The sequence below is a fragment of the Amycolatopsis sp. NPDC023774 genome (assembly GCF_040639695.1).
In the GTDB taxonomy this organism is placed as follows: Bacteria; Actinomycetota; Actinomycetes; order Mycobacteriales; family Pseudonocardiaceae; genus Amycolatopsis.
Genome location: NZ_JBFAAJ010000011.1, coordinates 8086 through 29564, shown reverse-complemented (window position 1 = coordinate 29564; position 21479 = coordinate 8086). Strand labels below are relative to the sequence as shown.

At 70.5% G+C, this 21479-nt stretch carries 28 protein-coding genes, 1 tRNA gene and 2 pseudogenes; 13 read left to right on the top strand and 18 right to left on the bottom strand.

Annotated elements, in window-relative coordinates; all coding sequences use genetic code 11:
- Positions 1 to 78: 78 nt before the first annotated feature.
- A tRNA-Pro gene (locus tag AB0F91_RS23030) sits at positions 79 to 155 on the top strand.
- A gap of 189 nt (positions 156 to 344) precedes the next feature.
- On the opposite strand, the gene AB0F91_RS23025 is transcribed toward AB0F91_RS23030, so the two are convergent.
- Both AB0F91_RS23025 and AB0F91_RS23020 read right to left on the bottom strand, forming a co-directional pair.
- Positions 345 to 539: a hypothetical protein gene (locus AB0F91_RS23025; RefSeq protein ID WP_360600286.1), complete on the bottom strand. Its 195-nt coding sequence runs from the start codon at positions 537 to 539 to the stop codon at positions 345 to 347.
- A gap of 30 nt (positions 540 to 569) precedes the next feature.
- Positions 570 to 821 carry a hypothetical protein gene (locus tag AB0F91_RS23020; RefSeq protein WP_360600284.1) on the bottom strand — a complete coding sequence of 84 codons (252 nt, stop codon included), beginning with the start codon at positions 819 to 821 and terminating at the stop codon, positions 570 to 572.
- 380 nt (positions 822 to 1201) lie between these two features.
- On the opposite strand from AB0F91_RS23020, the gene AB0F91_RS23015 reads away from it, so the two are divergent.
- The 4 genes and pseudogenes from AB0F91_RS23015 to AB0F91_RS23000 all read left to right on the top strand — a co-directional run.
- Positions 1202 to 1741, top strand: a complete 540-nt coding sequence (locus AB0F91_RS23015) for a nucleotidyltransferase family protein (RefSeq protein ID WP_360600282.1) — start codon at positions 1202 to 1204, stop codon at positions 1739 to 1741.
- Positions 1742 to 1905: 164 nt separating this feature from the next.
- Complete coding sequence (locus tag AB0F91_RS23010; RefSeq protein ID WP_360600280.1) at positions 1906 to 2106, top strand: hypothetical protein; 201 nt, start codon at positions 1906 to 1908, stop codon at positions 2104 to 2106.
- Positions 2107 to 2578: 472 nt separating this feature from the next.
- A pseudogene (locus tag AB0F91_RS23005) lies at positions 2579 to 2959 on the top strand (GNAT family N-acetyltransferase); the annotation flags it as partial.
- A 71-nt stretch (positions 2960 to 3030) separates the two neighbouring features.
- A pseudogene (locus AB0F91_RS23000) lies at positions 3031 to 3228 on the top strand (hypothetical protein); the annotation flags it as partial.
- Here AB0F91_RS23000 and AB0F91_RS22995 read toward each other — a convergent pair.
- The 3 genes from AB0F91_RS22995 to AB0F91_RS22985 form a co-directional block, all read right to left on the bottom strand.
- Positions 3182 to 3895, bottom strand: coding sequence for an alpha/beta fold hydrolase (locus AB0F91_RS22995; protein WP_360600278.1), 714 nt, complete (start codon positions 3893 to 3895; stop codon positions 3182 to 3184). The pseudogene AB0F91_RS23000 and the gene AB0F91_RS22995 sit on opposite strands and share 47 nt — an antisense overlap.
- Before the next feature lie 4 nt (positions 3896 to 3899).
- Positions 3900 to 4658 carry an IclR family transcriptional regulator gene (locus AB0F91_RS22990; protein ID WP_360600276.1) on the bottom strand — a complete coding sequence of 253 codons (759 nt, stop codon included), beginning with the start codon at positions 4656 to 4658 and terminating at the stop codon, positions 3900 to 3902.
- Positions 4659 to 4781: 123 nt separating this feature from the next.
- A complete protein-coding gene (locus AB0F91_RS22985) occupies positions 4782 to 4964 on the bottom strand; it encodes a hypothetical protein (protein ID WP_360600274.1) in 183 nt (60 codons plus the stop codon).
- Between the two features lie 147 nt (positions 4965 to 5111).
- Here AB0F91_RS22985 and AB0F91_RS22980 point away from each other — a divergent pair, with 147 nt between their 5' ends.
- Complete coding sequence (locus tag AB0F91_RS22980) at positions 5112 to 5282, top strand: hypothetical protein (protein ID WP_360600272.1); 171 nt, start codon at positions 5112 to 5114, stop codon at positions 5280 to 5282.
- 216 nt (positions 5283 to 5498) lie between these two features.
- Positions 5499 to 5885 carry a hypothetical protein gene (locus tag AB0F91_RS22975; RefSeq protein ID WP_360600270.1) on the top strand — a complete coding sequence of 129 codons (387 nt, stop codon included), beginning with the start codon at positions 5499 to 5501 and terminating at the stop codon, positions 5883 to 5885.
- Positions 5886 to 5894: 9 nt separating this feature from the next.
- Here the strand turns inward: AB0F91_RS22975 and AB0F91_RS22970 are convergent, their stop codons facing one another.
- Both AB0F91_RS22970 and AB0F91_RS22965 read right to left on the bottom strand, forming a co-directional pair.
- Positions 5895 to 6386, bottom strand: a complete 492-nt coding sequence (locus tag AB0F91_RS22970; protein ID WP_360600268.1) for a MarR family transcriptional regulator — start codon at positions 6384 to 6386, stop codon at positions 5895 to 5897.
- A gap of 69 nt (positions 6387 to 6455) precedes the next feature.
- Entirely contained in the window at positions 6456 to 8162 is a 1707-nt protein-coding gene (locus AB0F91_RS22965) for an APC family permease (RefSeq protein ID WP_360600266.1), read from the bottom strand.
- 209 nt (positions 8163 to 8371) lie between these two features.
- Here AB0F91_RS22965 and AB0F91_RS22960 point away from each other — a divergent pair, with 209 nt between their 5' ends.
- On the top strand, positions 8372 to 8887 hold the full coding sequence (locus AB0F91_RS22960; RefSeq protein WP_360600264.1) for a nitroreductase family protein: 516 nt from the start codon (positions 8372 to 8374) through the stop codon (positions 8885 to 8887).
- 19 nt (positions 8888 to 8906) lie between these two features.
- On the opposite strand, the gene AB0F91_RS22955 is transcribed toward AB0F91_RS22960, so the two are convergent.
- The 4 genes from AB0F91_RS22955 to AB0F91_RS22940 all read right to left on the bottom strand — a co-directional run bounded on the left by AB0F91_RS22955 (position 8907) and on the right by AB0F91_RS22940 (position 13646).
- Positions 8907 to 10478, bottom strand: a complete 1572-nt coding sequence (locus AB0F91_RS22955) for a cytochrome c biogenesis protein CcdA (RefSeq protein ID WP_360600262.1) — start codon at positions 10476 to 10478, stop codon at positions 8907 to 8909.
- Positions 10479 to 10559: 81 nt separating this feature from the next.
- Positions 10560 to 11744, bottom strand: coding sequence for an LLM class flavin-dependent oxidoreductase (locus tag AB0F91_RS22950; protein ID WP_360600260.1), 1185 nt, complete (start codon positions 11742 to 11744; stop codon positions 10560 to 10562).
- Positions 11745 to 11822: 78 nt separating this feature from the next.
- Complete coding sequence (locus AB0F91_RS22945) at positions 11823 to 12722, bottom strand: glycoside hydrolase family 6 protein (RefSeq protein WP_360600258.1); 900 nt, start codon at positions 12720 to 12722, stop codon at positions 11823 to 11825.
- Between the two features lie 15 nt (positions 12723 to 12737).
- The gene (locus tag AB0F91_RS22940) at positions 12738 to 13646 is read right to left on the bottom strand and encodes a MerR family transcriptional regulator (protein ID WP_360600256.1); all 909 of its coding nucleotides are present in this window, start codon (positions 13644 to 13646) and stop codon (positions 12738 to 12740) included.
- Positions 13647 to 13687: 41 nt separating this feature from the next.
- Here AB0F91_RS22940 and AB0F91_RS22935 point away from each other — a divergent pair, with 41 nt between their 5' ends.
- The gene (locus AB0F91_RS22935) at positions 13688 to 14413 is read left to right on the top strand and encodes a maleylpyruvate isomerase family mycothiol-dependent enzyme (protein ID WP_360600254.1); all 726 of its coding nucleotides are present in this window, start codon (positions 13688 to 13690) and stop codon (positions 14411 to 14413) included.
- Here AB0F91_RS22935 and AB0F91_RS22930 read toward each other — a convergent pair.
- Both AB0F91_RS22930 and AB0F91_RS22925 read right to left on the bottom strand, forming a co-directional pair.
- The gene (locus AB0F91_RS22930; RefSeq protein ID WP_360600252.1) at positions 14361 to 14840 is read right to left on the bottom strand and encodes a hypothetical protein; all 480 of its coding nucleotides are present in this window, start codon (positions 14838 to 14840) and stop codon (positions 14361 to 14363) included. The genes AB0F91_RS22935 and AB0F91_RS22930 overlap by 53 nt on opposite strands.
- Complete coding sequence (locus AB0F91_RS22925) at positions 14761 to 15159, bottom strand: LLM class flavin-dependent oxidoreductase (RefSeq protein ID WP_360600250.1); 399 nt, start codon at positions 15157 to 15159, stop codon at positions 14761 to 14763. The genes AB0F91_RS22930 and AB0F91_RS22925 overlap by 80 nt, the downstream gene beginning before the upstream one ends.
- Positions 15160 to 15169: 10 nt before the next feature.
- Between AB0F91_RS22925 and AB0F91_RS22920 the strand changes: the two genes are divergently transcribed.
- The gene (locus AB0F91_RS22920) at positions 15170 to 15622 is read left to right on the top strand and encodes an LLM class flavin-dependent oxidoreductase (RefSeq protein ID WP_360600248.1); all 453 of its coding nucleotides are present in this window, start codon (positions 15170 to 15172) and stop codon (positions 15620 to 15622) included.
- Between the two features lie 11 nt (positions 15623 to 15633).
- On the opposite strand, the gene AB0F91_RS22915 is transcribed toward AB0F91_RS22920, so the two are convergent.
- Positions 15634 to 16761 carry an acyl-CoA dehydrogenase family protein gene (locus AB0F91_RS22915; protein WP_360600246.1) on the bottom strand — a complete coding sequence of 376 codons (1128 nt, stop codon included), beginning with the start codon at positions 16759 to 16761 and terminating at the stop codon, positions 15634 to 15636.
- 89 nt (positions 16762 to 16850) lie between these two features.
- Between AB0F91_RS22915 and AB0F91_RS22910 the strand changes: the two genes are divergently transcribed.
- A complete protein-coding gene (locus AB0F91_RS22910) occupies positions 16851 to 17480 on the top strand; it encodes a DUF6000 family protein (protein WP_360600244.1) in 630 nt (209 codons plus the stop codon).
- Between the two features lie 5 nt (positions 17481 to 17485).
- Here AB0F91_RS22910 and AB0F91_RS22905 read toward each other — a convergent pair whose 3' ends face one another.
- Both AB0F91_RS22905 and AB0F91_RS22900 read right to left on the bottom strand, forming a co-directional pair.
- Positions 17486 to 17746 (bottom strand): hypothetical protein, encoded by a 261-nt coding sequence (locus AB0F91_RS22905; protein ID WP_360600242.1) that lies wholly within the window; start codon positions 17744 to 17746, stop codon positions 17486 to 17488.
- 144 nt (positions 17747 to 17890) lie between these two features.
- Positions 17891 to 18085 (bottom strand): hypothetical protein, encoded by a 195-nt coding sequence (locus AB0F91_RS22900; protein ID WP_360600240.1) that lies wholly within the window; start codon positions 18083 to 18085, stop codon positions 17891 to 17893.
- A 195-nt stretch (positions 18086 to 18280) separates the two neighbouring features.
- Here AB0F91_RS22900 and AB0F91_RS22895 point away from each other — a divergent pair, with 195 nt between their 5' ends.
- Positions 18281 to 18451 (top strand): hypothetical protein, encoded by a 171-nt coding sequence (locus tag AB0F91_RS22895; protein WP_360600238.1) that lies wholly within the window; start codon positions 18281 to 18283, stop codon positions 18449 to 18451.
- Positions 18452 to 18569: 118 nt separating this feature from the next.
- Here the strand turns inward: AB0F91_RS22895 and AB0F91_RS22890 are convergent, their stop codons facing one another.
- Together AB0F91_RS22890 and AB0F91_RS22885 are read right to left on the bottom strand one after the other, a co-directional pair.
- Positions 18570 to 19010: a nuclear transport factor 2 family protein gene (locus AB0F91_RS22890; RefSeq protein WP_360600236.1), complete on the bottom strand. Its 441-nt coding sequence runs from the start codon at positions 19008 to 19010 to the stop codon at positions 18570 to 18572.
- A gap of 1 nt (position 19011) precedes the next feature.
- On the bottom strand, positions 19012 to 19896 hold the full coding sequence (locus tag AB0F91_RS22885) for a TIGR03619 family F420-dependent LLM class oxidoreductase (protein WP_360600234.1): 885 nt from the start codon (positions 19894 to 19896) through the stop codon (positions 19012 to 19014).
- Between the two features lie 141 nt (positions 19897 to 20037).
- Here AB0F91_RS22885 and AB0F91_RS22880 point away from each other — a divergent pair, with 141 nt between their 5' ends.
- Positions 20038 to 20862, top strand: coding sequence for a hypothetical protein (locus tag AB0F91_RS22880; protein WP_360600233.1), 825 nt, complete (start codon positions 20038 to 20040; stop codon positions 20860 to 20862).
- Positions 20863 to 21479 lie beyond the last annotated feature (617 nt).

Genomic DNA, 21479 nt, shown 5'->3' with positions numbered 1-21479 from the left:
CTTAGCGTGAGGGCTAGGCTGGTGCCGCACACCCCCTCCGGATCCCGGCGGGCTCGGCTTTCGGCGGGTGGCGGGTATCGGGATGTGGCGCAGCTTGGTAGCGCATTCGCTTTGGGAGCGAAGGGTCGCAGGTTCAAATCCTGTCATCCCGACCAGTAGAAGTATGCCGACCGGCAGAAGCGGCGGGACGGCTCCGACCGGAGCTGTCCCGCCGTCTCAGTTTCCGTCTCAGTACAAGCCGTTATACGGCGTTCAGACCACCGCGCGTAGCCCAGGCGGGTCGTCGCCACCGGAGTGGCGGCCGGGCGATTTCGCGGCATCGAGGAGTTGCTGGCGCTGGTCGATCAGCGAGGCTGCATCGCAGGCTCCGCAGGAGGCTCCTGCCGTGGCGCATCGTTCCGGAGGAAGTTGCCGACCTGGTCGGCGATTCCCGTGAAGACTTCCGTCGGCACGTGGACGGATCGCTTCGCCACTGCCGCATCGCCCCAGCCCATCACCGCCATGGTCTCGGGCAGCGGCACCCGCAGGACGAGCAGCATCGTCGCTGCCGTATGACCAGCATCGTGCAATCAGCCGTCGCGAACCTGAGCCTCGGCCGGCAAAGTCTTCCCCTCATCGTGATCCGCCCGCGGATCCAGCGGCTTGCCGGTTGACTGCGCGAACACCCAGCCCAGTTCCTGCCATTCGGTGCCCGCGAACTCGCGTTCTCGGTCCTGCGTCGCCTTGTGCTTGCGCAGCAGCTCGAGGAGCGGTCGGGGGATGCCGACGGGCGGCGTCCGGCTTTCGACTTCACGTCCACCGCCGGAAACCACCGCCATCATCGCGACGTCGTCGGACTCACGTCGCACGCGGCCAGGTCCCACAACCACCCCGTCAGCGGCCCATGCACCGTCAGCGGGAACACCACCTGCCAGGACGGCGTCCCGGGTTGCACACGGCCATACGGTTCCGCTTGCCGGCATGAGCATTCGTGTTTGCGCTGCCCGATGCTCGCCATAAATCCGAAAATGCTGTCCCGTCTCGATGAGATCGAGGGAAGACCTGCTGGACCGACGCGCACGCGCCGCACGCGAGGCTTCGGCCCGCGCGTTGACGCTTGTCCGCCCACCCAGCCGCGCAGGTGGTAGGTATAGGCGGTGAGCAGCCAACTACCTGTTGAGAACAACTCGACGCCTTCCGAACGGTGCTCTCGTGCAACGAAGTGCTGACGGAGGTGCTGTCCCGGTCGGTGTCGCTGCGGCTGCCCGGCTGGTATCTCACGGCAGGCTGTCTGTTCCAGACCGTCTGGAACGCAGTCACCAGCCGGGCGCCCGGCGACGGCATCAAGGACTACGACCTGTTCTACTTCGACGCCACCGACCTGTCCTGGGAGGCGGAGGACGCGGTGATCCAGTCGGCGAAGCATGTCTTCGCCGACATCCCGGCCGAGGTGGAGATCCGCAACGAGGCGCGCGTCCATCTCTGGTACGAGGAGAAGTTCGGGACGCCATGTCCCGCCCACACGTGCACCGAGGATGCGATCGACTCCTTCGCGGCGACCACCTGCTGTTTGGGTGTCCGCCTCGAACCAGCCGGGCGCTGGCGCGTCTACGCCCCGCACGGGCTATCCGACGTGTTCAACATCATCGTCCGGCCCAACCCAATCCTGGCGCCACGCAGCGTCTTCGAGGACAAGACCAGTCGTTGGCGCCGCCAGTGGCCCGAGCTCACAGTCCTGCCCTGGCCGACAGCGGCAATCTGACCGCCGTGATCAACTTGATCCGTGCAGAGAAGCTTCCAGCTACGCAGACTTGAACTGGGCGACTGCGGCGACCCGACGGCACACCCTGCCAGCACGAACACGCCTGCGTTCGCTGCCCGACGCTGCACGTCGATCCCTGCCAGCGCGGCCGGCCAGTGGAGATCGTGGCGAACCTGCGCGACCGTATCGCTGAAGCGAGCCTCAACGGCTGGCTCGGCGAGGTCGAAGGTCGCACCACCAGCTTCACCGCTGCCACAGCGAAACTGGCCGACCTCGACCGCACCCGCAAACGCGACTTCAACAGCGTCTACAAGCAGTCGGACAAGTGCGGACAGGAATATCGGGCCGGACGAAGGAGACTGTGACGCTCGGCTGCGCAGGTGTTGGATAGTCCCGGTTGGCGCCGGAGGGGACGGGGGTTGTGCAGTGGGTGAGGTTCGTCGGATCACGCTTGATCCCTCGCAGGTCAGGCCGGGATCGACATTGAGGCCGATCGCGCGTTTTGTGGTGGAGCACGACGGTGTGGAACAGGCGTCGGCGGTGTTGGGGCGGGCGGAGATCTTCGAGCGCGAGCCCCTCGAGTACGCGGTGGCTCGGCTGTCTTGGGCAGAGGGCGGGCGGGGTGCCGCACGGGCCGTGGTGACCGCAGCCCTGGACTCGGCCCCGCGGGGCGTCTCGGTCTACCTGCCGGTCAGCGCGTCGGTGAGCTCTGACCACGCCGCTCGCCGCGACGTTGCGCAGGCCTGCGGGTTCGAGTTGTTCCAGGAGAAAGAGGGCTTCTGGTGGGCCGACACCGGTCAAGCGCTGCGCGAGTCCGTCGGACTGCGACTGGAGCCGATGTCGCGGATCGGGCAGGAGGCGTTCCTATCCCTGATCGGGCGGTGTGTGGCCCAGACCCTGGACCGGACCGACGCCCTGGTGTTCGGCCGCCACCATCCCCAGCAATGGGTCACCACGTTCCTGGACCACCACGCTTCCCCCGCGGACGCCCAGTCGTGGCTGTACGCCGAAACAACCGACGCTGTACCGGTCGGGTTCGTGGGTCTGGCCCAACGGGACGGTGATCCAGGGGTGGGCACCATCGTGCTCATCGGTGTCCTACCTGAGCAGCGCGGTCACCGCTACGTGGACCAACTCCTGCTCGCGGCCTACCGCGCCGCCCGCGTGCGCGGCTTCGCGGCGGTGCTGTCCCTGGTCGATGTGGACAACCACCCGATGATGGAGGCGATGCTCCGCTCCGGCGCGGACCCCAACGCCCATCCCTGGCACAATTGGCTTTACACCACCGCGCCGCCTACGGCGGAGTCTTCGTCGCCGGCTCCCTGCTCCGAGGCGTCATCGCCGATGGCTACCGGCCCGGCAGCTTCGACGGCATCCGCGCCCTGAAGCGGTTCGTCCCGTGTGGACAGTCGCTGTGCCCGCTGGCTCGCCGCCGCGTGACTACGACGCCGCGCGCCACTCGTCGAGGCGCGCGAGGAATGCCGTGAAGTCCTCGCGGAACCACGAGTGCCCCGAGCCGGGCACGGTCTCCACGGCCAGGCCGCGGGCGCGCAGCTCCCCGGCGTGCACCGGAGTGATGTACTCGCTCCCCTCCGCTCCGAGGACCAGCGACGGCCACGGCGCCGACTCGGGTGAATGGTCGTAACCGACGCCGGTGGCGAGCCCGGGGATGGCCGCGGGATCCATGCGCCACAGGGATTCCCACCGCAGCGCGAGGTCGGCTTCGGGCCACCGCCCGCCGAGGCGTTCGCGCAACTGCGCGGGCTCGGTCCACTCCAGCCACGCGGTCCACTCGCCTCGCGAGCGCACGTCCTGCTCAGCCGTCATCCGCCACGCCGGGTCGAGGTACACCGCGCTCGACGGGCGCAGCGCGTGCGCGGCGATGGCCAGCGCGAGGCCACCCAGGGAATGCCCGACGGCCAAGTCGATCTTCGTGTCGCCGACCGTGTCGACGAGGTCCAGCGCCCAGTCGGTCGGCGAATAGCGGCTCCGAGGGCTGGCGCCGTGGCCGCGCAGATCCGGCGCCAGCACGGTGTAGCCGCGATCGGCCAGCGCCGGGCCCAGCCGATGCCACGACGCGCTGTCGCTGAACAAGCCGTGGACGAGCAACGCGGTCCGATTGCCACCCGCCCACCGGCGCACCGTCAAGTCCATGGGGTCAGCTCGACTTCCGAAGCAGGGCAGGCCCCGAAATCCGCTCGGCCGCGGAGCGCAGCACGTCGGCGTGCCGGGCAAGGGACGCGTGGGAGCGGGTGACGAGCCCAAGGGCGGCGCGCACGACGCCGTCGGCGTCGGTCACTGGCACGGCGAGCGACGCGGCGCCCAGGATCAGTTCCTCGTGCGACGTGCCGAATCCGGTTTCGCGGGTGGCGCGCACCGACGCGGCGAGGCGGCCCGGCATCACGAGCGTGTGCGGGGTATGGCGGCGCAGACCCCGCTCGCCGAGTTCGGCGAGCAGCCCGGCCGGGTCGTGGGCCAGCAGGACCTTGCCCACCGCGGTCGCGTGCAAAGGCAGGCGTCCGCCGACCTCCGTGCGGTCGGCGGACGCCTGCAGCCCCGTGAGCCGCTCGACCACGAGCGCGCTGTGGTGATCGCGCACGGCGAGCTGCACGGTGGCGTGCGTGGCTTCGTACAGCGTCTGCATCGGTCGCGACGCTCGCTCCCGCAGCGCCGCGCCGGCCGACGAGCGCGTGCTCAATGCCCACAGGCGCAGCCCGATGCGGTAGGTGCCGGCCGGGCCGCGTTCGACGCCGCCGCAGCGCTCGAGGGACGCGAGGATCCGGTGCGCCGTGGTCAGCGGCAGCCCGGAGCGCTCGGTGATCTCCGCCAGCGTCAGCTCAGTGCCGTCGAACACGTCGAGCAGGGTGAACAGCCGGTCGATCGTCGAGCGGCCGGGTTCGCGCGCGTTCCCGCTCATCTGCGGGCTCCTGGGAATCGCGCCGCGACGGTGGTCCTGGTGGTCACACGTCCATCGTGTCCCGCTCACCGGATATCCGGAAAATGCTGCTTGAGCTGACTTCCTATGCGCCGCGGGCATAGCTCACACCCAGCCGTCCAGGGCCGCCACGAAGCCCTCGTGGTCGTCGAGGTGCACGAAGTGACCCGTTCCGGCGACAGTGCGCACGGTGAAGCCCACCCGATCGAAGTGCTCCGCCAGCGCCGGCGCGATAGGTCCCGGCGACGAGCCCGACACGACTGTGTACGAAGTGGACTCCGGCCGCACCCGGGTTCAGCGCGACAGTCCTCTGTCGACACCACCCGCCGGACCACCGGGTGCCGGTCGCAGCGGGCCGACCCGCCGCGACGTTCGCTGTCCACTGCCACCGGCCCGGCCCGAACACCCGCCGCCGGCCGGAAAGGAGCGCCCACCATGCACGGGGATTCCGCAACGGGCGAGAAACCGCGCGAACACCGCTTCCCGCTCAACCTGTTCAGCATCCCGTTCGGCCTCGCCGGTCTGGCTGGCACCTGGACGTCGGCGGTGGCGGCGCTGGGCGTCAGTGTGGTCGTGGCCGACGCGCTGTGGGTCGTCGCCGCATAATGATCAATCTCGTCGAGCACTACACGACACCACGGAAGTAGGCCCAATCGGCCACAGTGGACAGTCCGCGACAAGAAACGCGAATCGAATTCGGTCGCCAGGAACATTTCGGCAATGTCTTACGGGCCTCTGACGCCGCCAGCGTAAAACGCGGCACTCGGCCGAAGTGGATCTACTCTCTGGTCGTTCTCCTTCAGCACGACCACGGAGACCACGATGACTCAGCAGACCGCCGAACCCGTTGCGCTCGAAGAAAAATCCGCCATACCCACCAGGGCACTGGTACAACTTACCGTCGCCTTGCGGATTTTCGTCGGGCTCGACTGGTTCGGCAATGTCATCGCGAAAATAGGGTTACTGCTCCTGGCGGAGCTCATGGCCATCGACCTCACCTTCAAGCTGCTCACGCGCATCGCGGCCATCGGCGGCCTGCTGCTGCTCGGCACGATCTGGCTGATGCTCCTGCACACCAACCAGTACCTGTGGACCTACCCGCTCGACCTGTTCCCCTTGCTTTTGCCGGCGATCGTGCCGGCCGGCCGCGTCGCGGGGCTGGACGGGAAGATCATCCGGAAGCTGAGCAAAGTCCTCCGGCCCCCGTGACAACCACGGTCAGCCCCAGCCGCCGTCCGGCCCCGCGCCGACCGGCGGTTCGCCCCCGGCCTCGGCGAACGCGGCGAGCGCCTCCACGAGACCGCGCCGCCGCTGCTCGGGCATCTTCGCCACGATCTTCGCGATCTCCCGGCGCCGCCGCGCGGTGACCTGCCGGACGGTCCGCTCGCCGTCTTCGGTCAGCTCCAGCACGATCTCCCGCCGGGAGACGGTGCTGTGGCGCCGGTGCACCAGCCCGGCGGCCACGAGCCGGTCGACCATCCGGCTGGCCGTGGACGGGGTCACGCCCAGGTGCTCGGCGAGCGTGGCGTGCTTGAGTGGCCCGCGCGTACGCAGCACCACCAGCAGCCGGAACTGCGGCAGCGTCAGCCGGTCGCCGGCCGCGGCGATCGACCGGACCGACACCGCCACGAGCAGCCGCGACGCCGTGAGCACGGCGTCGGTGAGAGCGTCGACGTCGGCGGCGTCGGTCACCGGGCTCGGTCGAGTCATGGCGTCCAGTGTGCCGCAAACAGGAGGAACAGGACGGCCGATTCGGCAAAAGAACCCGCGCGCGGCGGATCAGACCGGCGCTTGCTCCTCCTCGTCGTCGCGGTGTTCGGCGAGGATCTCCTCGACGCGTTCACGCGGCAGCGCGCTGCGCAACGCGAGCCACATGACGATCGCCGTCAGCGCAAGCGAGGCGATGGCCCCGAGGTCGAAGTCGAGCACCCCGAGGTTGCCGGCGTGCTTGCCCTGTTCCGGGTAGTCACCGAGGTAGCTGATGACCGCCAGTCCGGCGAACCACACCAGCACCCACCAGCCGTGCCGCAGGTCCATGCGCGCCGTGCGCCCCTTCGCCAGGGTCTGATGGAGCGCCAGCAGGACGTAGCCGAACGCGATCACCACGAACAGCTTCCAGTTCGTGTCCCAGCCGGTCCAGTAGATGATCAGGTTGGTGGAGAACAGCGCCAGGAACGCCACCACCCACGCCCACGAGCGGCCCAGGCGGAACGGCCGGACCTGGTTCGGCAGCTGCCGGCGCATCGCGAGCAACACCAGCGGCCCGGACCCGAACGACAGCACGGTGCTGTTGGTGACGAACTGCACGAGCTGGCTCCAGCCCGGGAACGGCAGGAAGAAGAAGCAGCCCACCACGAACGCGAGGACGAGGCTCACCCACGGCACACCGGTGTTGTTCACCTTCGACAGCCCGGCCGGCGCGTTGCGGTTGCGGCCCATCGCGTAGGAGATGCGCGCCGTGACGCCCGTGTAGATGAGGCCGGTGTCCCCGGGCGAGATGATGGCGTCGGCGTAGAGCAGCCCGGCGAGCCAGCCCAGCCCGAGGATGCCGGCGATCGCCGCGAGCGGCCCGAACGTGGCGAGCACGTCGCCGCCGGCCGTGAAGTTCGCGCCGACGTTCTGCCAGCCCTGCTTCGCCACCGCGTCGGACGGAACGGCGCCGATGAACGCGATCTGCAGCAGCACGTACAGGATCCCGGTGAGCACAACGGAGCCGATGAGGGTCAGCGGCACGTTGCGCTTCGGGTTCGACGTCTCCCCCGCAAGCTCCACGCCCTGGCGGAACCCGAAGAAGGAGAACGCGATCCCGGCGCTGGCCACGGCCGAGAAGATGCCGTGTGCCCCGTAGGGCGCGAAGCCGCCGTAGTCGGTGAAGTGACTCCCGTCGAAGGCGGTGAACAGGAACACGACGATCACCAAGGTGATGATCGCCAGCTTCCACCAGACGAGCACGTTGTTGATCCGCGCGAACCAGCGCACACCGAAGAAGTTCACGAGCACGAACAGCGCGAGCAGCACGATGCAGATCCCGGTGCCCGCCGGGGTGAGCACGGCGTTCTTGTCGGCGTCGAGCGTTTCCAGCCAGGGCAGGTAGTTCGTCGCGTACTGCACGACCGCGAGCACCTCGATGGGCGAAACCGCGGCCGCTGCGATCCAGGTGACCCAGCCCATCGAGAAGCTGGCGAAGGAACCGAACGAGTAGTGCGGGAATCGCGCGACCCCGCCCGAGTGCGGGAACATCGTGCCGAGTTCGGCGTAGGTCATCCCGATCAGGATGAACATCACCGCGCCGATCCCCCACGAGACGATCGCGGCCGGCCCGGCCAGCTCCGCGGCATTCAACGCGCCGAACAGCCAGCCGGAGCCGATCACCGACCCGACGGCGGTGAACAGCAGGCCGATCGGGCCGAAGTGTTTCTTCAGCCGCTTGTCGTCACCGGCCGCGCCCACCTGTTCCGCGCGAGTGGTTCCGGCGTCCACACCCATAGGGCCTCCTCTGGCCGTGTCGTGTCCGACGGCCAGCTACCCCGACGGGTGAGGACGAAAACATATGGCTGCCAGATTGTTACTTGAAGCAACAGTTGGCCAAGGCAGTCGTTTGTCCACCGCGCGGCCGCCGTGGCGGAGTTGGCCCGCAAGGGCTTTCCTGCAAGGCTCTTTGTGGCACCGGTCCGCCGCGCGAAGAGGAGAACACCATGGAGACCTGGGACGCCATCCGCGCCCGCCGCAACGTCCGCAGCTACACCGACCAGCCGGTGGCCGAAGAACACCTGACCCGGATCGCCGAGGCCGGCTGGCGCTCGCCGTCGGCCTCGAACCGCCAGCACTGGGACTTCGTGATCGTCACCGACCGCGAGCAGCTGCGTGAGCTGGCCACCGTCTGGCAGGGCGCCGGCCACCTCGCCGGCGCACAGGCCGCGATCGTGCTCGTGGTCCCCGAACCGGCCGACGACCGCACGCGCGTGCTCGACCAGTACGACCTCGGGCAGGCCACCTACGCGATGATGCTCGCGGCCGCCGACCTCGGCATCGGCACTGGGCACTCCTCGATCGGCGACCAGGACCGGGCGCGCGAGATCCTCGCGGTGCCGGGCGACCACGTGGTGTCGGTCATGTTGGGCATCGGCTACCCCGCCGACCGGCCATTGCGGCCCGTCAAGAACCCCACGCGCCGTCCATTCGACGAGGTCGTGCACCGAGGCCGGTGGTGAGCTTCCGAGTCGCGAAACGTCAGCCGAACGTGAAGGAGTACGCCTGAAGCCCCGGGCTCAGCTTCAGCGTCACCGTGCCCTGCTGGGGCGTCGGTGTCTGCACGACAGCGTGGATGTCCGGGCTGCCGGACACCGGGATCGTCTTCGTGGCTCCGCCGGCGGTCGCCGTGACGGTGCCCGTGCCGCCGACGTCGAGGTAGACCGTGGAGGCGTCATAGGTGAGCGTGAGGGAGGCGTCGTCGCCGGCGGTGAGGTACTCCGGTGTCGTGGTCCACTTGCCGTGGAGGTCGACCGGGGCGCCGCCGGCGCCGCTGCGCTCGGAGCCGAGGTAGGTTTCCGGGCTCTGCAACGGGTTGGTGGGGGTGTCGTCGGCGACGTCGGTGCGCGGGGGCAGCGTCTGGCCCGGGTTGGCGGTGGTGAGCAGCTCGCGGATGAGTGACTCGGTGCCGTCGTAGTCGCCCTCGCCGATGGAGACGTGGCGGACCTGCCCGGTGGCGTCAGCGAGGTACTCGGCGGGCCAGGACTCGTTCTCGAACGCGTTCCAGGTGGCGTAGTCGTTGTCGATCGCCACGGGGTAGGTGATGTGCTGGCGGGCGGCGCCGTCCGCGACGTTGGCGGGGACGTGCTCGAACGCGTACTCCGGCGTGTGGACGCCGACGATCTCCAGGCCCGCGTCGTGGTAACGCTGGTACCACGCCTCGACGTGCGGGATGGCGCGCTGGCAGTTGATGCACGAGTACGCCCAGAAGTCGTAGAGCACGACTTTCCCCCTCAGCGGCGCCGGTTTCCCGCCGGGCGTGTTCAGCCACTGGTTGATCCCGACCAGCTGCGGCGCGGCTCCGCAGTCCTGCAACTCGTCCGACGGGTCGCACGCCTGCAGGCTGCCGCCGCCGACCTTGTCCGCGCCGAGGGCCTGGTTCAGCCCCGCGGTGTAGTCGGGAATGGCGCGCTGCAGCGCGTCGGTGACGTTGAACGTGAGCGCCACGGCCAGCCCGATCACCACGATCCCCGCGGCGATGCGAACCTGCCGCTGCCGGTCGCGGAACGCCTTCACCCGCTCGGCGACGCGGTTGCCCGCCATCGCGAAGAACAGCAGCGGAATCGCCGTGCCGACGGCGAACGCGATGGTGAGCGCGACCGTCGTCACGCCGATCGTGTGCGTCGCGCCGGCCACGGTGATGGCCGCGAGCACCGGTCCCGCGCACGGCACGTAGACGGTGCCGAGCGCGAGCCCCAGCACGAACGCGCCGCGGTCGCCCGGCACGGATTTGCGGCCCAGGCGGACAAAAGGGCGTTCCAGGAAGTCTTGCACGCTCGGGAACATCATCGCGACGCCGAGCACCACCAGCACCACGAGGCCCGCCCAGCGCAGGACGTCGCCGGGCAGGTGCAGCGCGGCGAGCACGAGCGTGCCGAGGAGCGTGACGAGGCTGAAGCTCAACGCCAGCCCCGCGACGATGAAGAACGGCCGGCGCCGTGTAGGCGTCACCGACGCGCCGCTCGCCCCGCCGGTCATGAACAACACCGGCAGAACCGGGAGAACGCACGGCGAAATGCCGGTGATCAGCCCGCCCACCAAGCCGATCAGCATCAACGTGATCAGGGTGACCTCCTCTGTCCGGGCACAGAGTAGGCCGGGGACCGGCCGCGGCGGCCGGTCCCGCGTGGACAGTCAGGGATTCGTAACACTCTTGCGCAGCCCGGCCTCTTCCAGTAGCGGCACGATCTGGGTGCCGAAGAAATGGAGTTCGGGCTGGTAGTCGTAGAACGTCAGCTGAACGCCGTCGACGCCCGTTTCGTGTAGCCGGCGCAGCTTGTCCGTGACTTCCTCGGGCGAGCCGACGATGTGCAGGTGCCCGCCGACCGCGCGGCCACGGGCCGAGTGCTCGAGCCACGACTGGCTGTCGCCCGCGGTGTGGCGGTCGGTGAACGCGCCGATCGCACCGAGGTCCGCGTGGTCCATGATCGCCTGGTACCGCGCGTGCGCCTCGTTACCGGTGGGCGCCGAGACGACCGTGGGATTGATGACCACGCGCACTTCGCGGCCCTGGTCCCGCGCGGCCTGCTTGACCTTTTCCACGTGCGCCGGCAACGCCTCCAGCGCACGGTCGATGTTCTCGCCCGCGGGGCTGGAGATGAACACGAGGTCGGAGTTGCGGCCCGCGAACGCGAAGCCCGCCGGGGAACCGCTGGCGGACACCAGGATCGGGCGGCCGTACTTCGGCAGCGGCGACGCGTAGGCTTCCTGCAGCGAGTAGTGCTCGCCGCGGAACGTGAGGTTGTCCTCTCCCGCCCAGAGGTCCTTGCACACGGCGACGAACTCGTCGGCCATCGCGTAGCGCTTGTCGTGCTCGGGCTTGAGCTGGCCGAACATCGCGGGCTCGGTGTCGGCGTATCCGGTGACGATGTTCGCGCCGAAGCGCCCGCCCGAGATGTGGTCGGCGGTGGCGAGGAACTTGGCCAGGTGCAAGGGATGCCACGGCCCGTACAGCACGTGCACCGTGCCCAGCAACAGGATGGACTCCGTCGCCGACGCGAGCGCGATCGCGGAGACGAACGGGTCCAGGAAGTTCTCGCGGTAGTGCGTCTCGCCGCCGAACCCGCCCTTGGGCAGCCATTGCGACAGTCCGAACGCGATGTCGAACCCGAACTTCTCCGCCTGCTGCGTCAGCGCCCGGTTGTAGTCGAACGTCCAGTCCGTCCCGCGCGGCAACGTCGACTGCGACCACCCACCCGTCTGCAGCGGCAGGAACACCCCCAGCAGCAACGGCTGCCGCAACACCCGGCTCAACGGGCTGTCCGGAAAATCCTGCGGCTGCGCCGGCTCGGCCAGCCGAGCCCGATCACGTTCGGACATGCACCACTCCTCGACCTCGTCCGCCGCGAGAATAGGTTCGACGTCAGACGTCTGGCGAGCCTGTCCAAGATCTGGGACTCACCGCTGCGCGAGGGCGGCGGCGAGGTCGGGGACGAAGTCGCCGGCACGGCTGGACGAGGCGCTTCCGCACGGCCCGTCGGAAATGCCCGGCACGGTGAGCCACAGCTGTTGCGGGGCGCCGTCATCGGACAGCGACTCGTACGACCCGATTCGCGCACCGGCCGGGTTACACGCACCGGACACCGGCTCGGCGTTGCGGCTGCTGTCGATCACGGCGGTGTAGTCGCGTTTGCCGGTGCTCGCGGCAAGAGCCCGGCTGATCGCCCGGCTGGTCGCGAGGGCCGCGCGTTCGGGGGTGTAGCCGCCGACGTCGGTGGCGAACCCGTCGACGTCCGGCCCGCTCGCCGCGACCCGCTGCGCCGCAATCTCCGGCGACGCCGCATCGGACACGTCGAGCAACACGGTCGCGTGGGCGGCGGCCGCCAAAGCGTGGGCAGCGTCACCGGCTTCGCAGTGGCGCCCCCGGACGACGACCAGCGCGCGGTCGTCCCGCAGCCCTCGCGCCACCTCGCCGAACCACCGCGCACCCCCGTCCGCACACGCACCGGCCCGATCCGCGTCGAGCAGCAGGATCGGCAGCTTGCGCACCGCCGCGGCGGCGGTCACCACGGCCCGGACTCGCTCGGGTGCCGTTGCCGCGGGCTCCGCGATCAGCGTGGCCGCCGGCCTCGTGGCGATCCGCGTCCGGATCGCGTCCGTGCGCGGACCGGGCGGCGCTGTCCGCACCCATTTCGCGGCGGGGTTGTCGGGATTGACGTAGAAGTCTTCCGCGCCGGCGAGCAACGCGTACGGCGGCTGCCCCGGCTGAGGCGGATCGATCGCCTTCGCCGTCGGGCCGCACGCGGCCAGCAGGACGACCACCGGCGCGAGCAGCGCGGCCTTCGGGTTCACCGTCACCGGACGGGGCCCCATTCAGCCGGCCGATGCGTTCAGCGCATCCAGCAGCCAGGTGTGCGTGACGCCCATCGGGGCCGGCTCGCCCGTGACCTGGCCCGCCAGGGTCCAGTAGGCGCGCACGCGCGGGTCGCGGTCGGGGGCCGTGCGGTGGTTGAGGGCGCGGCGGAAGGCCGGGGTGTCGGTGGTGCGCAGGGCGGCCGCGTGGGCGGCGACGAAGCGGTCGAGGGGCGGGCCCGGCGCCGGGCGGGTGCCGGACGTCACGGCGGGGAAGGCGAGCTCGCAGGCCTGGGCGACCTCGGCGTGGAGGGCGGCGAGGTCGGGGATCTGGTCGTGGTCGACCAGCGTGCTGGTGCGCAGGGCATCGACGAAGGAGCGGTCCGAGGCGAGCAGCACGAGCGACGCATAAGCGACTACCTGCGCGGACGTCGGCAGCTCTGGGGGCGGTGGAGCGCTGATTTCCAGGAACATGCGGGCCGACTCGGCGGGTACCGGGCCGGTGGTCATGGGGTGCCACAGGCGGACGAGAACGTCGTGGGCGGCGTACCCGTCCCCCACGGCCGACAGCAGCTCGAGCCGCGCGGGCCGGTCGAGCGGGGTCGCGTCCTCGACGGCGCGCAGGACAGAACGTCGCCAGGCGAGCGTGGCGACCTCGCGGTCCAGGGCTGCGCGTTCGGCGGCCACGGCGTCGGTCAGGGAGCGGCGGCCGGCGAGGACGTCGGTGATCAGCGGCAGGCCCAGGCCGAGGCCGCGCATCCGGCGGACGAGCGTGAGCCGCTCGACGGCGTCCTCGGCGAAGCGGCGGTGCCCGCCCGCGCTGCGGGTGGGTTCGAGCAGGCCTTCGTCGCAGTAGAAGCGGATCGTGCGAACGGGCACGCCGGTCAGTCGCGCCAGGTCGCCGATCCCCAGCGTGACCCCGATCACCATCGGTAGAACCTCCAGCCGGATGGAGTTCCTACGGTACGGCCATGGACACCACTCGACTCGCCGACGCTCTCCACCACCACACCGCCGCCTTCGCGAAAGCCGCGGCCGGAGCCCACCCCGACGCCCGCGTGCCCACGTGCCCCGACTGGCCGTTGCGCGTGCTCGTCGGCCACGTCGGCCAGGCGCACCGCTGGTCGGCGAGCATCGTCCGCTCCGGCCCGTCGCCGGTGCCCGACCCGTTCGACGCGGACCCCGGCGACCCGGCCGGCTGGCCCGGCTGGCTGCAGGCGGGCGCCGCCGACCTCGTCGACGCGGTGTGCGCCGGCGACGGTCCCGTGTGGACGTTCTTCGGCCCGGGACCCGCCACGTTCTGGCTGCGCCGCATGCTCAACGACACCATCGTCCACCACGCCGACGCCGCGGGCCGCGCGTTCTCCGTTTCCCCGGATCTCGCCGAGGACGCGATCACCGACTGGCTCGAACTGCTCGCCCACCCCGTCACGCGAACGCTCAAACCCGACGTCGCCGAACTGCACGGCACCGGTCAGACCCTGCGGCTCCTCCCCGCCGACGCCGAGGGCTGGCACGTCACCCGCACCCCGGACGGCATCGAGTGGACCCGCGGCACCGCCCCTGCCGACGCCACGCTCGCGGGCCCGCTGACCGACCTCCTGCTCGTCTTCACCCGCCGCCGGCCCGCCGACGACGTCACGATCACCGGCGACCGCGGTCTCGTCGAGCACTGGCTGGCTCACAGCGCGGCCTGAGCACCCACGCCGGGTGGTCCCGCGGCGGCCGAGGGCCGCCACCCGGGAAAAGCTTCTCCCGCAACGTTCCCGGCGAGTACTTGCGTTGCATGAGGCCGCGAGCCTGCAGCAGCGGCGCGACGTGGTCCACGAACTCGGTGAAGCTCGTCGGCGAGATCACGTACTCCAGGTTGATCCCGTCGACGCCCGCGTCGCGCCAGCGCGCGATGCTCTCGACGATCTGCTCAGGCGTCTCCACCACGCGTTTGTTGGTGCGGCTCAGGATCAGCTCGCCGAGCGTCCAGTCGTCGCGCGTGGTCGTGGCGAGCACCTTGCGCACGGGCTCCGACACCTCCCGCCGGCGCAGGTCACCGACGAGCGCGTCCGGGTCGTCGAGGCCGAAGTCGTGCCCGGCGAACACCGACGCGCGTGCCAGGCTCCCCTCCACGCTCTGGCGCTCCGGCAGCTCGGCGTGCCGGCGGCGGCCTCGGCCTCGGTACTGGCGAGCAGGTACGACTGGGGCACGAAAACCCTTGACGTGCGCGGGGTTCCTGCCGGGCGGCGGCCGCCGCCCGGCGCACGTCTGCGACAAGCGGGGCCGCCTCCGCGGCGTCCTGCGAGTTGATGAACAGGAACTCCGCGTACCGTCCGGCGAACGCTCGGCCCGTCGGCGAGACGCCGGCGTTGAACAACACCGGCACCCGCTGCGGCAAAGGATCGCTCAGGTGCGGGCCGTCGAGCCGGTAGTAGGGTCCGTTGTGGACCACGGCGTGCACCTTGGCCGGATCGGCGAACTCGCGCCGCGCCCGGACGCTGGAGCGCGGCCGGTTCGACACGCTCTTCTTCGCCGACGTCCTCGCCCCCTATGAGACCTACTGCGGCTCGCGCGACGCGGCGGTGCGCGAGGGAATGCAGTTCCCGACCGGTGATCCGTCGGTGCTGATCCCGCTGCTCGCCTACCACACAGAACACCTGGGTTACACGTTCACGCAGAACATCCTGAAGGAGCACCCGTACCCGTTCGCCCGCAAAGTGTCCACTCTGGACCACCTCACCGGCGGGCGGGTGGCGTGGAACATCGTCACGTCGTTCCTCCCGGGCACGGGTCGCAACTTCGGCCACGGCGGGCTGCCGGGGCACGAGGAGCGCTACGGCCGCGCTGGCGGCTTTCCGGCTCGGCCCACAGCCCCTGCGCGTGGTGGGACACGGCGAACATGTGGAACGCGTTGAACAGCATCCGCTCAGGCATCGTCGCCCAGCACCTCCGAGCCGATCACGTCCTTGCAGATCTCGGCGGAGTAGGCCATCAGCCAGCCCGCCTGCGCGTCGCGGAACCACCGCTCGATCGGCGACGTCTTCAGGTACCCGGATCCCCCGCCCACGCGCACGCCGAGGTCGGCGATCTCCCGCGCGATGTCGTTGGCCAGCAGCTTCGCGCGCATCGTTGCGGGCAGGAAGTCGGGCGAGTTCTCGTCGGCGAGCCAGCACATGTGCTGCGCGAACATCCCCGCGGCCTGCAGCCGGCTCTCCAGCTCGCCGACGCCGAAGCGCACCCACTGCTGCTCCGCCAGCGTCCCGCCGCCGGGCACCACCTTCCGGGCGCGCGCGTGCTCCCGCAACGCGGCCAGCGCGCCGTCGGCCATCCCCAGCGACAACGCCGCCACCCCCGCACCGATGTGGTTGGGTCGCCGGCGGTTCGACGGCGGGCAGCGCCGCTCGTGCGGCAGGAGCGTGCCGTCGAAGCGGATCAGCTGGCTGCCGCTCGCGCGCAGGCCCATCGCGTCCCAGCTCGGGAGGAACGTCATCGTCGCCGGGTCGGCGTCGAGCCCGAAGAACGTGGAGACGCCGTCGACCTTCGCGTTGACGAGGAAGTGGTCGGCGAGCTCGCACCCGGACGAGAAGCGTTTCTCCCCGCTCAGCCGGAATCCGCCGGCCACCGCCTGCGCGGCCTGCTGCGACTGCAGGAACAGGTTCCCGCCGGCCGGCTCGCTCAACGCGTTCGCGAACCGCGCCCCGGCCGCCAGCCGCTCGGCGAAGAACCGCGCCACCCCCGGCTCGGACATCTCCACCAGCCCCGCCGCCGCGCCGACGTGCATCACCCATACGCACGCCGTCGAGGGACATGCCGCGCTCAGCACCCGGACGATCGCGCCGTAGCTGCGGTAGCTGAGGTCCTGGCCGCCGTACTGCGCCGGCAGCAACGCGGCGTCGAGCCCACTCGCGTTCAGCCGTCGGAGGTTCTCGACGGGCAGCTCGCCGGTCCGGTCCCGCTCGGCCGTCGTGAGCGCGAACTCGCCCGCGAGCCGTGCCGCGAGGTCGACCCAGTGCTGCTCGTGTGCCGGCGGGCCGAGCGGATGTCCGGCAGCCATGACGCCTCCCCTGTTCGGCAACTCCCGACCGGCGATCCTGCCAGGAAAAGGCCTTCGTGGTCAGGCGCCCGCGCGGGCAGAATCCCCGCATGCGCAACCACCGGCACGAGCCCGCGCTCAAGGCCGTCGTCGAAACGTACGTGACGCCGGGCCGCAGGTACCTGCAGTTGGTCAACACGCCGTTCCTGAGCGACCCGGCGGCCCGGCAGACCTTCGGACGCGCGCTGGCCGGGGATTCGGTGCGCATCACCGACGACGAGCTCGCGCTGCTGCTCGGCTACGAATGGCGCGCGCAGCTGACGGCGTCGTGGCTGGTCGCGTTCGCCCGGCGAGCGGCGCACCGCGAACGGATCGGCGAGCTGCTCCTCGCGAACGAACGCATCTATGCCGGCCGTGGGTTCTGCTTCGCCCTGGCCCGATTCGGCACGGAGGCGGACGCGCGCCTGCTGGTCGACTACCTCCACGCGTTCCTGCCGCGCACCGACCGCGGCGAGCAGGACTCGGCCATGGGCGCGCTCGCTTACCTGGACGTACTACTCGGGACCGACCACGCGGCCCAGTTCCTGGCCGACAACGGCCCCTGGGCGCGTTGGCTGCGCGCGAGGTGCCCGCCCGAGCGCGCCGACGTGCCGGTGTCGCTCGATCAGTTCCGCGAGGTCATCCAGACGCAATGCTCGTACGCCGACCATTGCATGAAGGCGCTGCCCTCCGCCCGGTAACCGGGTCAGGGCGTCAGCTCCGCCACCGCCGCGTGCAGCGCCAGCAAGCCCGGCACCGTCTCCGGTGGGCGCCGGCCGAAGCCGCATTCCGTGGCGATGCCGAAGGAGTCCACAGCGGACAGTGCGGCAGCGATGCGGTTGCGGGCACCGGGTTCACCGTCTGCGACGCGCAAGAGACCCACGTAGAGCTCGGTCTTCGCGGGCAACGCCAGGGAACGCGGCGGCGCGAAGTACTCCGGGTCCGTCAGCCCGATCGGCACGGGCAATTAAATCCACCCCCACGGCCGCGAGCGCCCCGCGGCCACGGCGTTCGCCACGCGCGCCAGGAGCGTGGTGTCCCGACGAAGTGGCGGCTGCCGCCGTCGCCGTAACGCAGGTGGACGTCGGCGGGCACGGCGTTGCGACGCGGGTCAGGCGGTCGAGGATACTGGCCTCGAGATCCGGGACTCAGCCGACAAAACGCCCTCCAGCATGCCGGACTCGACGGCGGCGTCCCACTGGATGGCGAGCTGGTCGGCGGGGATGGCGTCGGGGATGAGCTCCAGCTCGCGCAGCATCGCGGTTTCGTACGTCGGCTCGACGGCGGTCTGGTCGGCGGTGTCCACGTGCACGGCGGGTCGGCGCCATGGGCGTGGGGAGGCTGGACCTGAAACTGCACGTCCGGCAGCACCCGCGCCGCGCGCAGGCGCCGGAAGACGACCCGCGACGACAGGGCCGCCTGGGCGTAGCCGAGGGCCCAAGCACACTGCCGAAGCGGGACCGGCCAGCCGGTACTCGGGCGTGCTGTTGTACTCGCCGCGGTGGACGTCGTCGGTGACCAGGCCGGGGTGCGTTCGCACTCCGGCCGCCGCCAGGACGTCCAGTTCGACCGGACGCCCGTCTCGCCGTCCGGCATCCGCCGCACGAACGTGCCGCCGTGCGACGAGACGCGCGGGACACCGTCTCCGAGTCCTCGAGCGGCACGCCGCTGACTAGGTGCACCCCACGAGCCACCATGCGCCCACCGTGAGCCCGTGCGCGAAATGCCCCGGCGGGGCCGCGAGCCGAACAGCGGCCGGTCAGACGGCCCGCGGAGGTGGTATGGGCAGGTCAGACCTGCCGCGCCGTCGCCATGGCTCGTTCGGGTTCCCAGAAGGCGCGCATCGAGGTGATCAGACCGGCTTCGCCCACGCGGTAGACGAAGACGCCGTCGGTGTCGACGCAGTAGCCGCCGGGCAGGTACGTGGTGATGGTGCCGACGTTCGCGCACTCCGCGCCCGCGGCGAACGAGTCACGGATCACGAACTCGAAGCGCTCCACATGGGCGATCGTCAGGTCCCAGAACGCAGCGATGTCCTCGTGGCCGTGGTGGCCCTTGCCCTGCTCGTCGAACATCGACGGACCCACCGGGTCCTCCACCACGGCGTCCGGTGCGAACAACGCCAGCCAGGCGTCCTTGTCGCCCGCCGCGACCGACGTCATCGAGCGGAACGACGCCAGGCGAGCCGGCGGCTGGTCCGCGTCGACGTCCCAGCTGACCTCGACACTCATGTCACTCTCCCGGTTCGCCGAACTTCGCGATGACCTCTTCGCCGAACTTGCGGATCGCGTCGACCTTCGGGCCCACCTCGGCGTCGAAACCGAGGCCCTCGAACACCCACGGCATCGTGATCGCGTCGGTCACTCCCACCTCGGCCTGCTCGCGGAACCCGTCGAGCCCGAACCGGTCGACACACACCGCCTGGAACTCGAACGGATCGGCCTCTCGCCCGCGCTCGGCCAGGAGTTCCTTGAGCTGCTTGATCGTGTCGCGCAGCTGGTCGAGCGTCATCATCGCCGACGACCAGCCGTCGCCCACACGCGCGGCGCGGCGCAGCGCGACGTCCGTGTGGCCGCCGATGTAGAACGGAACGCGCTTCGGCGGCGTCGGGCTCATACGCAGCTTGTCGAAGTCGAAGAACTCGCCGTGGAACTCGACCATGCCGCCGTCGAGGATCAGGCGCAGCACCTCGATGGCCTCGTCGAAGCGCTTGCCGCGCCGCTCGTACGGCGCGCCGCACCACTCGAACTCCTCCGGCGACCAGCCAATGCCGAGCCCGAGGCCGAACCGGCCGCCGGTCAGCGCCGCCACCGAGTTCACCTGACGCGCGAGCAGCACCGGGTTGCGCGAGCCGAGCTTCAACACGGACGTGTAGAACTCGAGCCGCTCGGTCACCGCGCCCATCGACGCCGCCGCCACCAGCGGGTCGACCCACGGCGTCTCCTCGGTCCAGAAGCGGCTGCCGTCGGGCGTGTACGGGTAATCCGCGGACACCTTCTCCGAGTAGAACAGGGAATCCGGCAGGACGATCGAGGAGAATCCGGCCTCCTCGGCGGCACGGGCGAGCTCGCCCAGCTGATCGAGGGGATTCATCGCGATCGACAGGGAGAACTGCATACCCGACCGTAACGTGTTCTATTTTGCCCGGCCAGGGGTGCTCCACATCACCTCCCGGGAACCCTCAGCGTACTGTCCGCGTTGTCCGTTTCAAAGGCGGCTACGGGGCCGCCGAGACAAGCTCACCACGTGGAGTGACCCATGGGCACCGCGATCCTGCTGATCGTGCTCGTCGTCGTGATCGTCGGGGGCGGGCTGTACTTCGCCCGGTCGCAGGCCGCTTCGCGGCAGCGGCAGCTCGACGACGCGAAGGCTGACGCGCGCCGCCTCGTCGAACGCCTCGGCGGGCAGGTCCTCAACATCTCCGGCACCGACACGGCTTCCCAGCAGGCGATGGCCGACGCCAGCGAGCGCTACAACGCCGCCGGCTCGCAGATGGAGCAGGCGAAAACGGTGGAACAGGCTCGGCTGGTGAAGGACACCGCCGTCGAAGGCCTGTACTACGTCCGCGCGGCCCGCATGGCCATGGGCCTCGACCCGGGCCCGGCGCTGCCGGAGGAGGCCGAGCGCGAGCGCGCCGGCAAGGTGACCGAGCATCGCAAGGTCGACGTCGAGGGCCAGCACTACGAGGCCTCGCCCGACCCCGGCCAGGACACGCCGTACTACTACCCGGGCGGCCGCGTGGCGGGGCGCCCGGTGCCACAGGGCTGGTACAGCGAGCCGTGGTGGAAGCCCGCGCTCGTGGCCGGCGCGTGGGGCCTGGGCTCGATGTTCCTGTTCAGCGCCATGTTCTCAGGCATGAGCGGCATCGCCAGCGCCTCGGCCTGGGAGTCGGGCTACGACGCCGGCCAGCAGGACGCCCTCGAGTCCGGCGACCAGGGCGGCGACGGTGGCGACGGTGGTGATGCCGGCGGCTTCGACGGAGGCGACGGCGGCGGCCAGGACTTCGGCGGCTTCGACGGCGGCGGCTTTGATGGCGGCGGGTTCGACGGCGGTGGCTTTGGCGGCGGCGGCTTCGACTTCTAGCCGGCACCGACGTCCACGAAGGGCACCTCGAGGGACTCCGACTCCCTCAGGGTGCCCTTTGCGGCATTCAGGGGCCGGGGGCTGCGGCACCGGCCCGAATTGCTCCGCGAGCCACGGCTACGCCCAGCGGTGGTGGGCCGAGACCCCGCCGCACCAAACCGACAGCCCCGGCTCGACCAGGAGCGGCCGACCACCGAGACCCGGCAACGACGCCCGAGCCGGGTGAACCCGACACAGCCCGACCGAAACGCGCAGCCGACCACCACGCGCCGGCCCGCACCAACCCGGCCCGGCTCAACCAGGCGCGACCAAAACCCAAGACCCGACAACGACGCCAACCGGATCAGTCCAATACGGCTCGCCCGAAGCGCGCGGTTCACCGCCGAGCACCAAGCCGACACGACTCGACCAGGCGCCACCGAACCCCCGAGATCCGACAACCACGCCCGAGCCCCGACGCCGCCCGACCGAAGCGCGCGCCCGACAACCGAACGCCCGCGCGCACCAACCCAACCAGCCCAGCCCGGCTCAACCAGGCGCGACCAAAACCCAAGACCCGACAACGACGCCAACCGGATCAGTCCAATACGGCTCGCCCGAAGCGCGCGGTTCACCGC

Bases quoted from the DNA above. Each gene is read 5' to 3' on its own strand.
- AB0F91_RS22950 (WP_360600260.1), bottom strand. From the start codon at position 11,744: ATGTCCGAACGTGATCGGGCTCGGCTGGCCGAGCCGGCGCAGCCGCAG.
- AB0F91_RS22880 (WP_360600233.1), top strand. From the start codon at position 20,038: ATGGGCACCGCGATCCTGCTGATCGTGCTCGTCGTCGTGATCGTCGGG.
- AB0F91_RS22975 (WP_360600270.1), top strand. From the start codon at position 5,499: ATGACTCAGCAGACCGCCGAACCCGTTGCGCTCGAAGAAAAATCCGCC.
- AB0F91_RS22885 (WP_360600234.1), bottom strand. From the start codon at position 19,896: ATGCAGTTCTCCCTGTCGATCGCGATGAATCCCCTCGATCAGCTGGGC.
- AB0F91_RS23025 (WP_360600286.1), bottom strand. From the start codon at position 539: ATGCTGCTCGTCCTGCGGGTGCCGCTGCCCGAGACCATGGCGGTGATG.
- AB0F91_RS23020 (WP_360600284.1), bottom strand. From the start codon at position 821: ATGATGGCGGTGGTTTCCGGCGGTGGACGTGAAGTCGAAAGCCGGACG.
- AB0F91_RS22960 (WP_360600264.1), top strand. From the start codon at position 8,372: ATGGAGACCTGGGACGCCATCCGCGCCCGCCGCAACGTCCGCAGCTAC.
- AB0F91_RS22915 (WP_360600246.1), bottom strand. From the start codon at position 16,761: ATGGCTGCCGGACATCCGCTCGGCCCGCCGGCACACGAGCAGCACTGG.
- AB0F91_RS22990 (WP_360600276.1), bottom strand. From the start codon at position 4,658: ATGAGCGGGAACGCGCGCGAACCCGGCCGCTCGACGATCGACCGGCTG.
- AB0F91_RS22935 (WP_360600254.1), top strand. From the start codon at position 13,688: ATGGACACCACTCGACTCGCCGACGCTCTCCACCACCACACCGCCGCC.
- AB0F91_RS22940 (WP_360600256.1), bottom strand. From the start codon at position 13,646: ATGGTGATCGGGGTCACGCTGGGGATCGGCGACCTGGCGCGACTGACC.
- AB0F91_RS22910 (WP_360600244.1), top strand. From the start codon at position 16,851: ATGCGCAACCACCGGCACGAGCCCGCGCTCAAGGCCGTCGTCGAAACG.
- AB0F91_RS22965 (WP_360600266.1), bottom strand. From the start codon at position 8,162: ATGGGTGTGGACGCCGGAACCACTCGCGCGGAACAGGTGGGCGCGGCC.
- AB0F91_RS22970 (WP_360600268.1), bottom strand. From the start codon at position 6,386: ATGACTCGACCGAGCCCGGTGACCGACGCCGCCGACGTCGACGCTCTC.
- AB0F91_RS22955 (WP_360600262.1), bottom strand. From the start codon at position 10,478: ATGCTGATCGGCTTGGTGGGCGGGCTGATCACCGGCATTTCGCCGTGC.
- AB0F91_RS22890 (WP_360600236.1), bottom strand. From the start codon at position 19,010: ATGAGTGTCGAGGTCAGCTGGGACGTCGACGCGGACCAGCCGCCGGCT.
- AB0F91_RS22980 (WP_360600272.1), top strand. From the start codon at position 5,112: ATGCACGGGGATTCCGCAACGGGCGAGAAACCGCGCGAACACCGCTTC.
- AB0F91_RS22995 (WP_360600278.1), bottom strand. From the start codon at position 3,895: ATGGACTTGACGGTGCGCCGGTGGGCGGGTGGCAATCGGACCGCGTTG.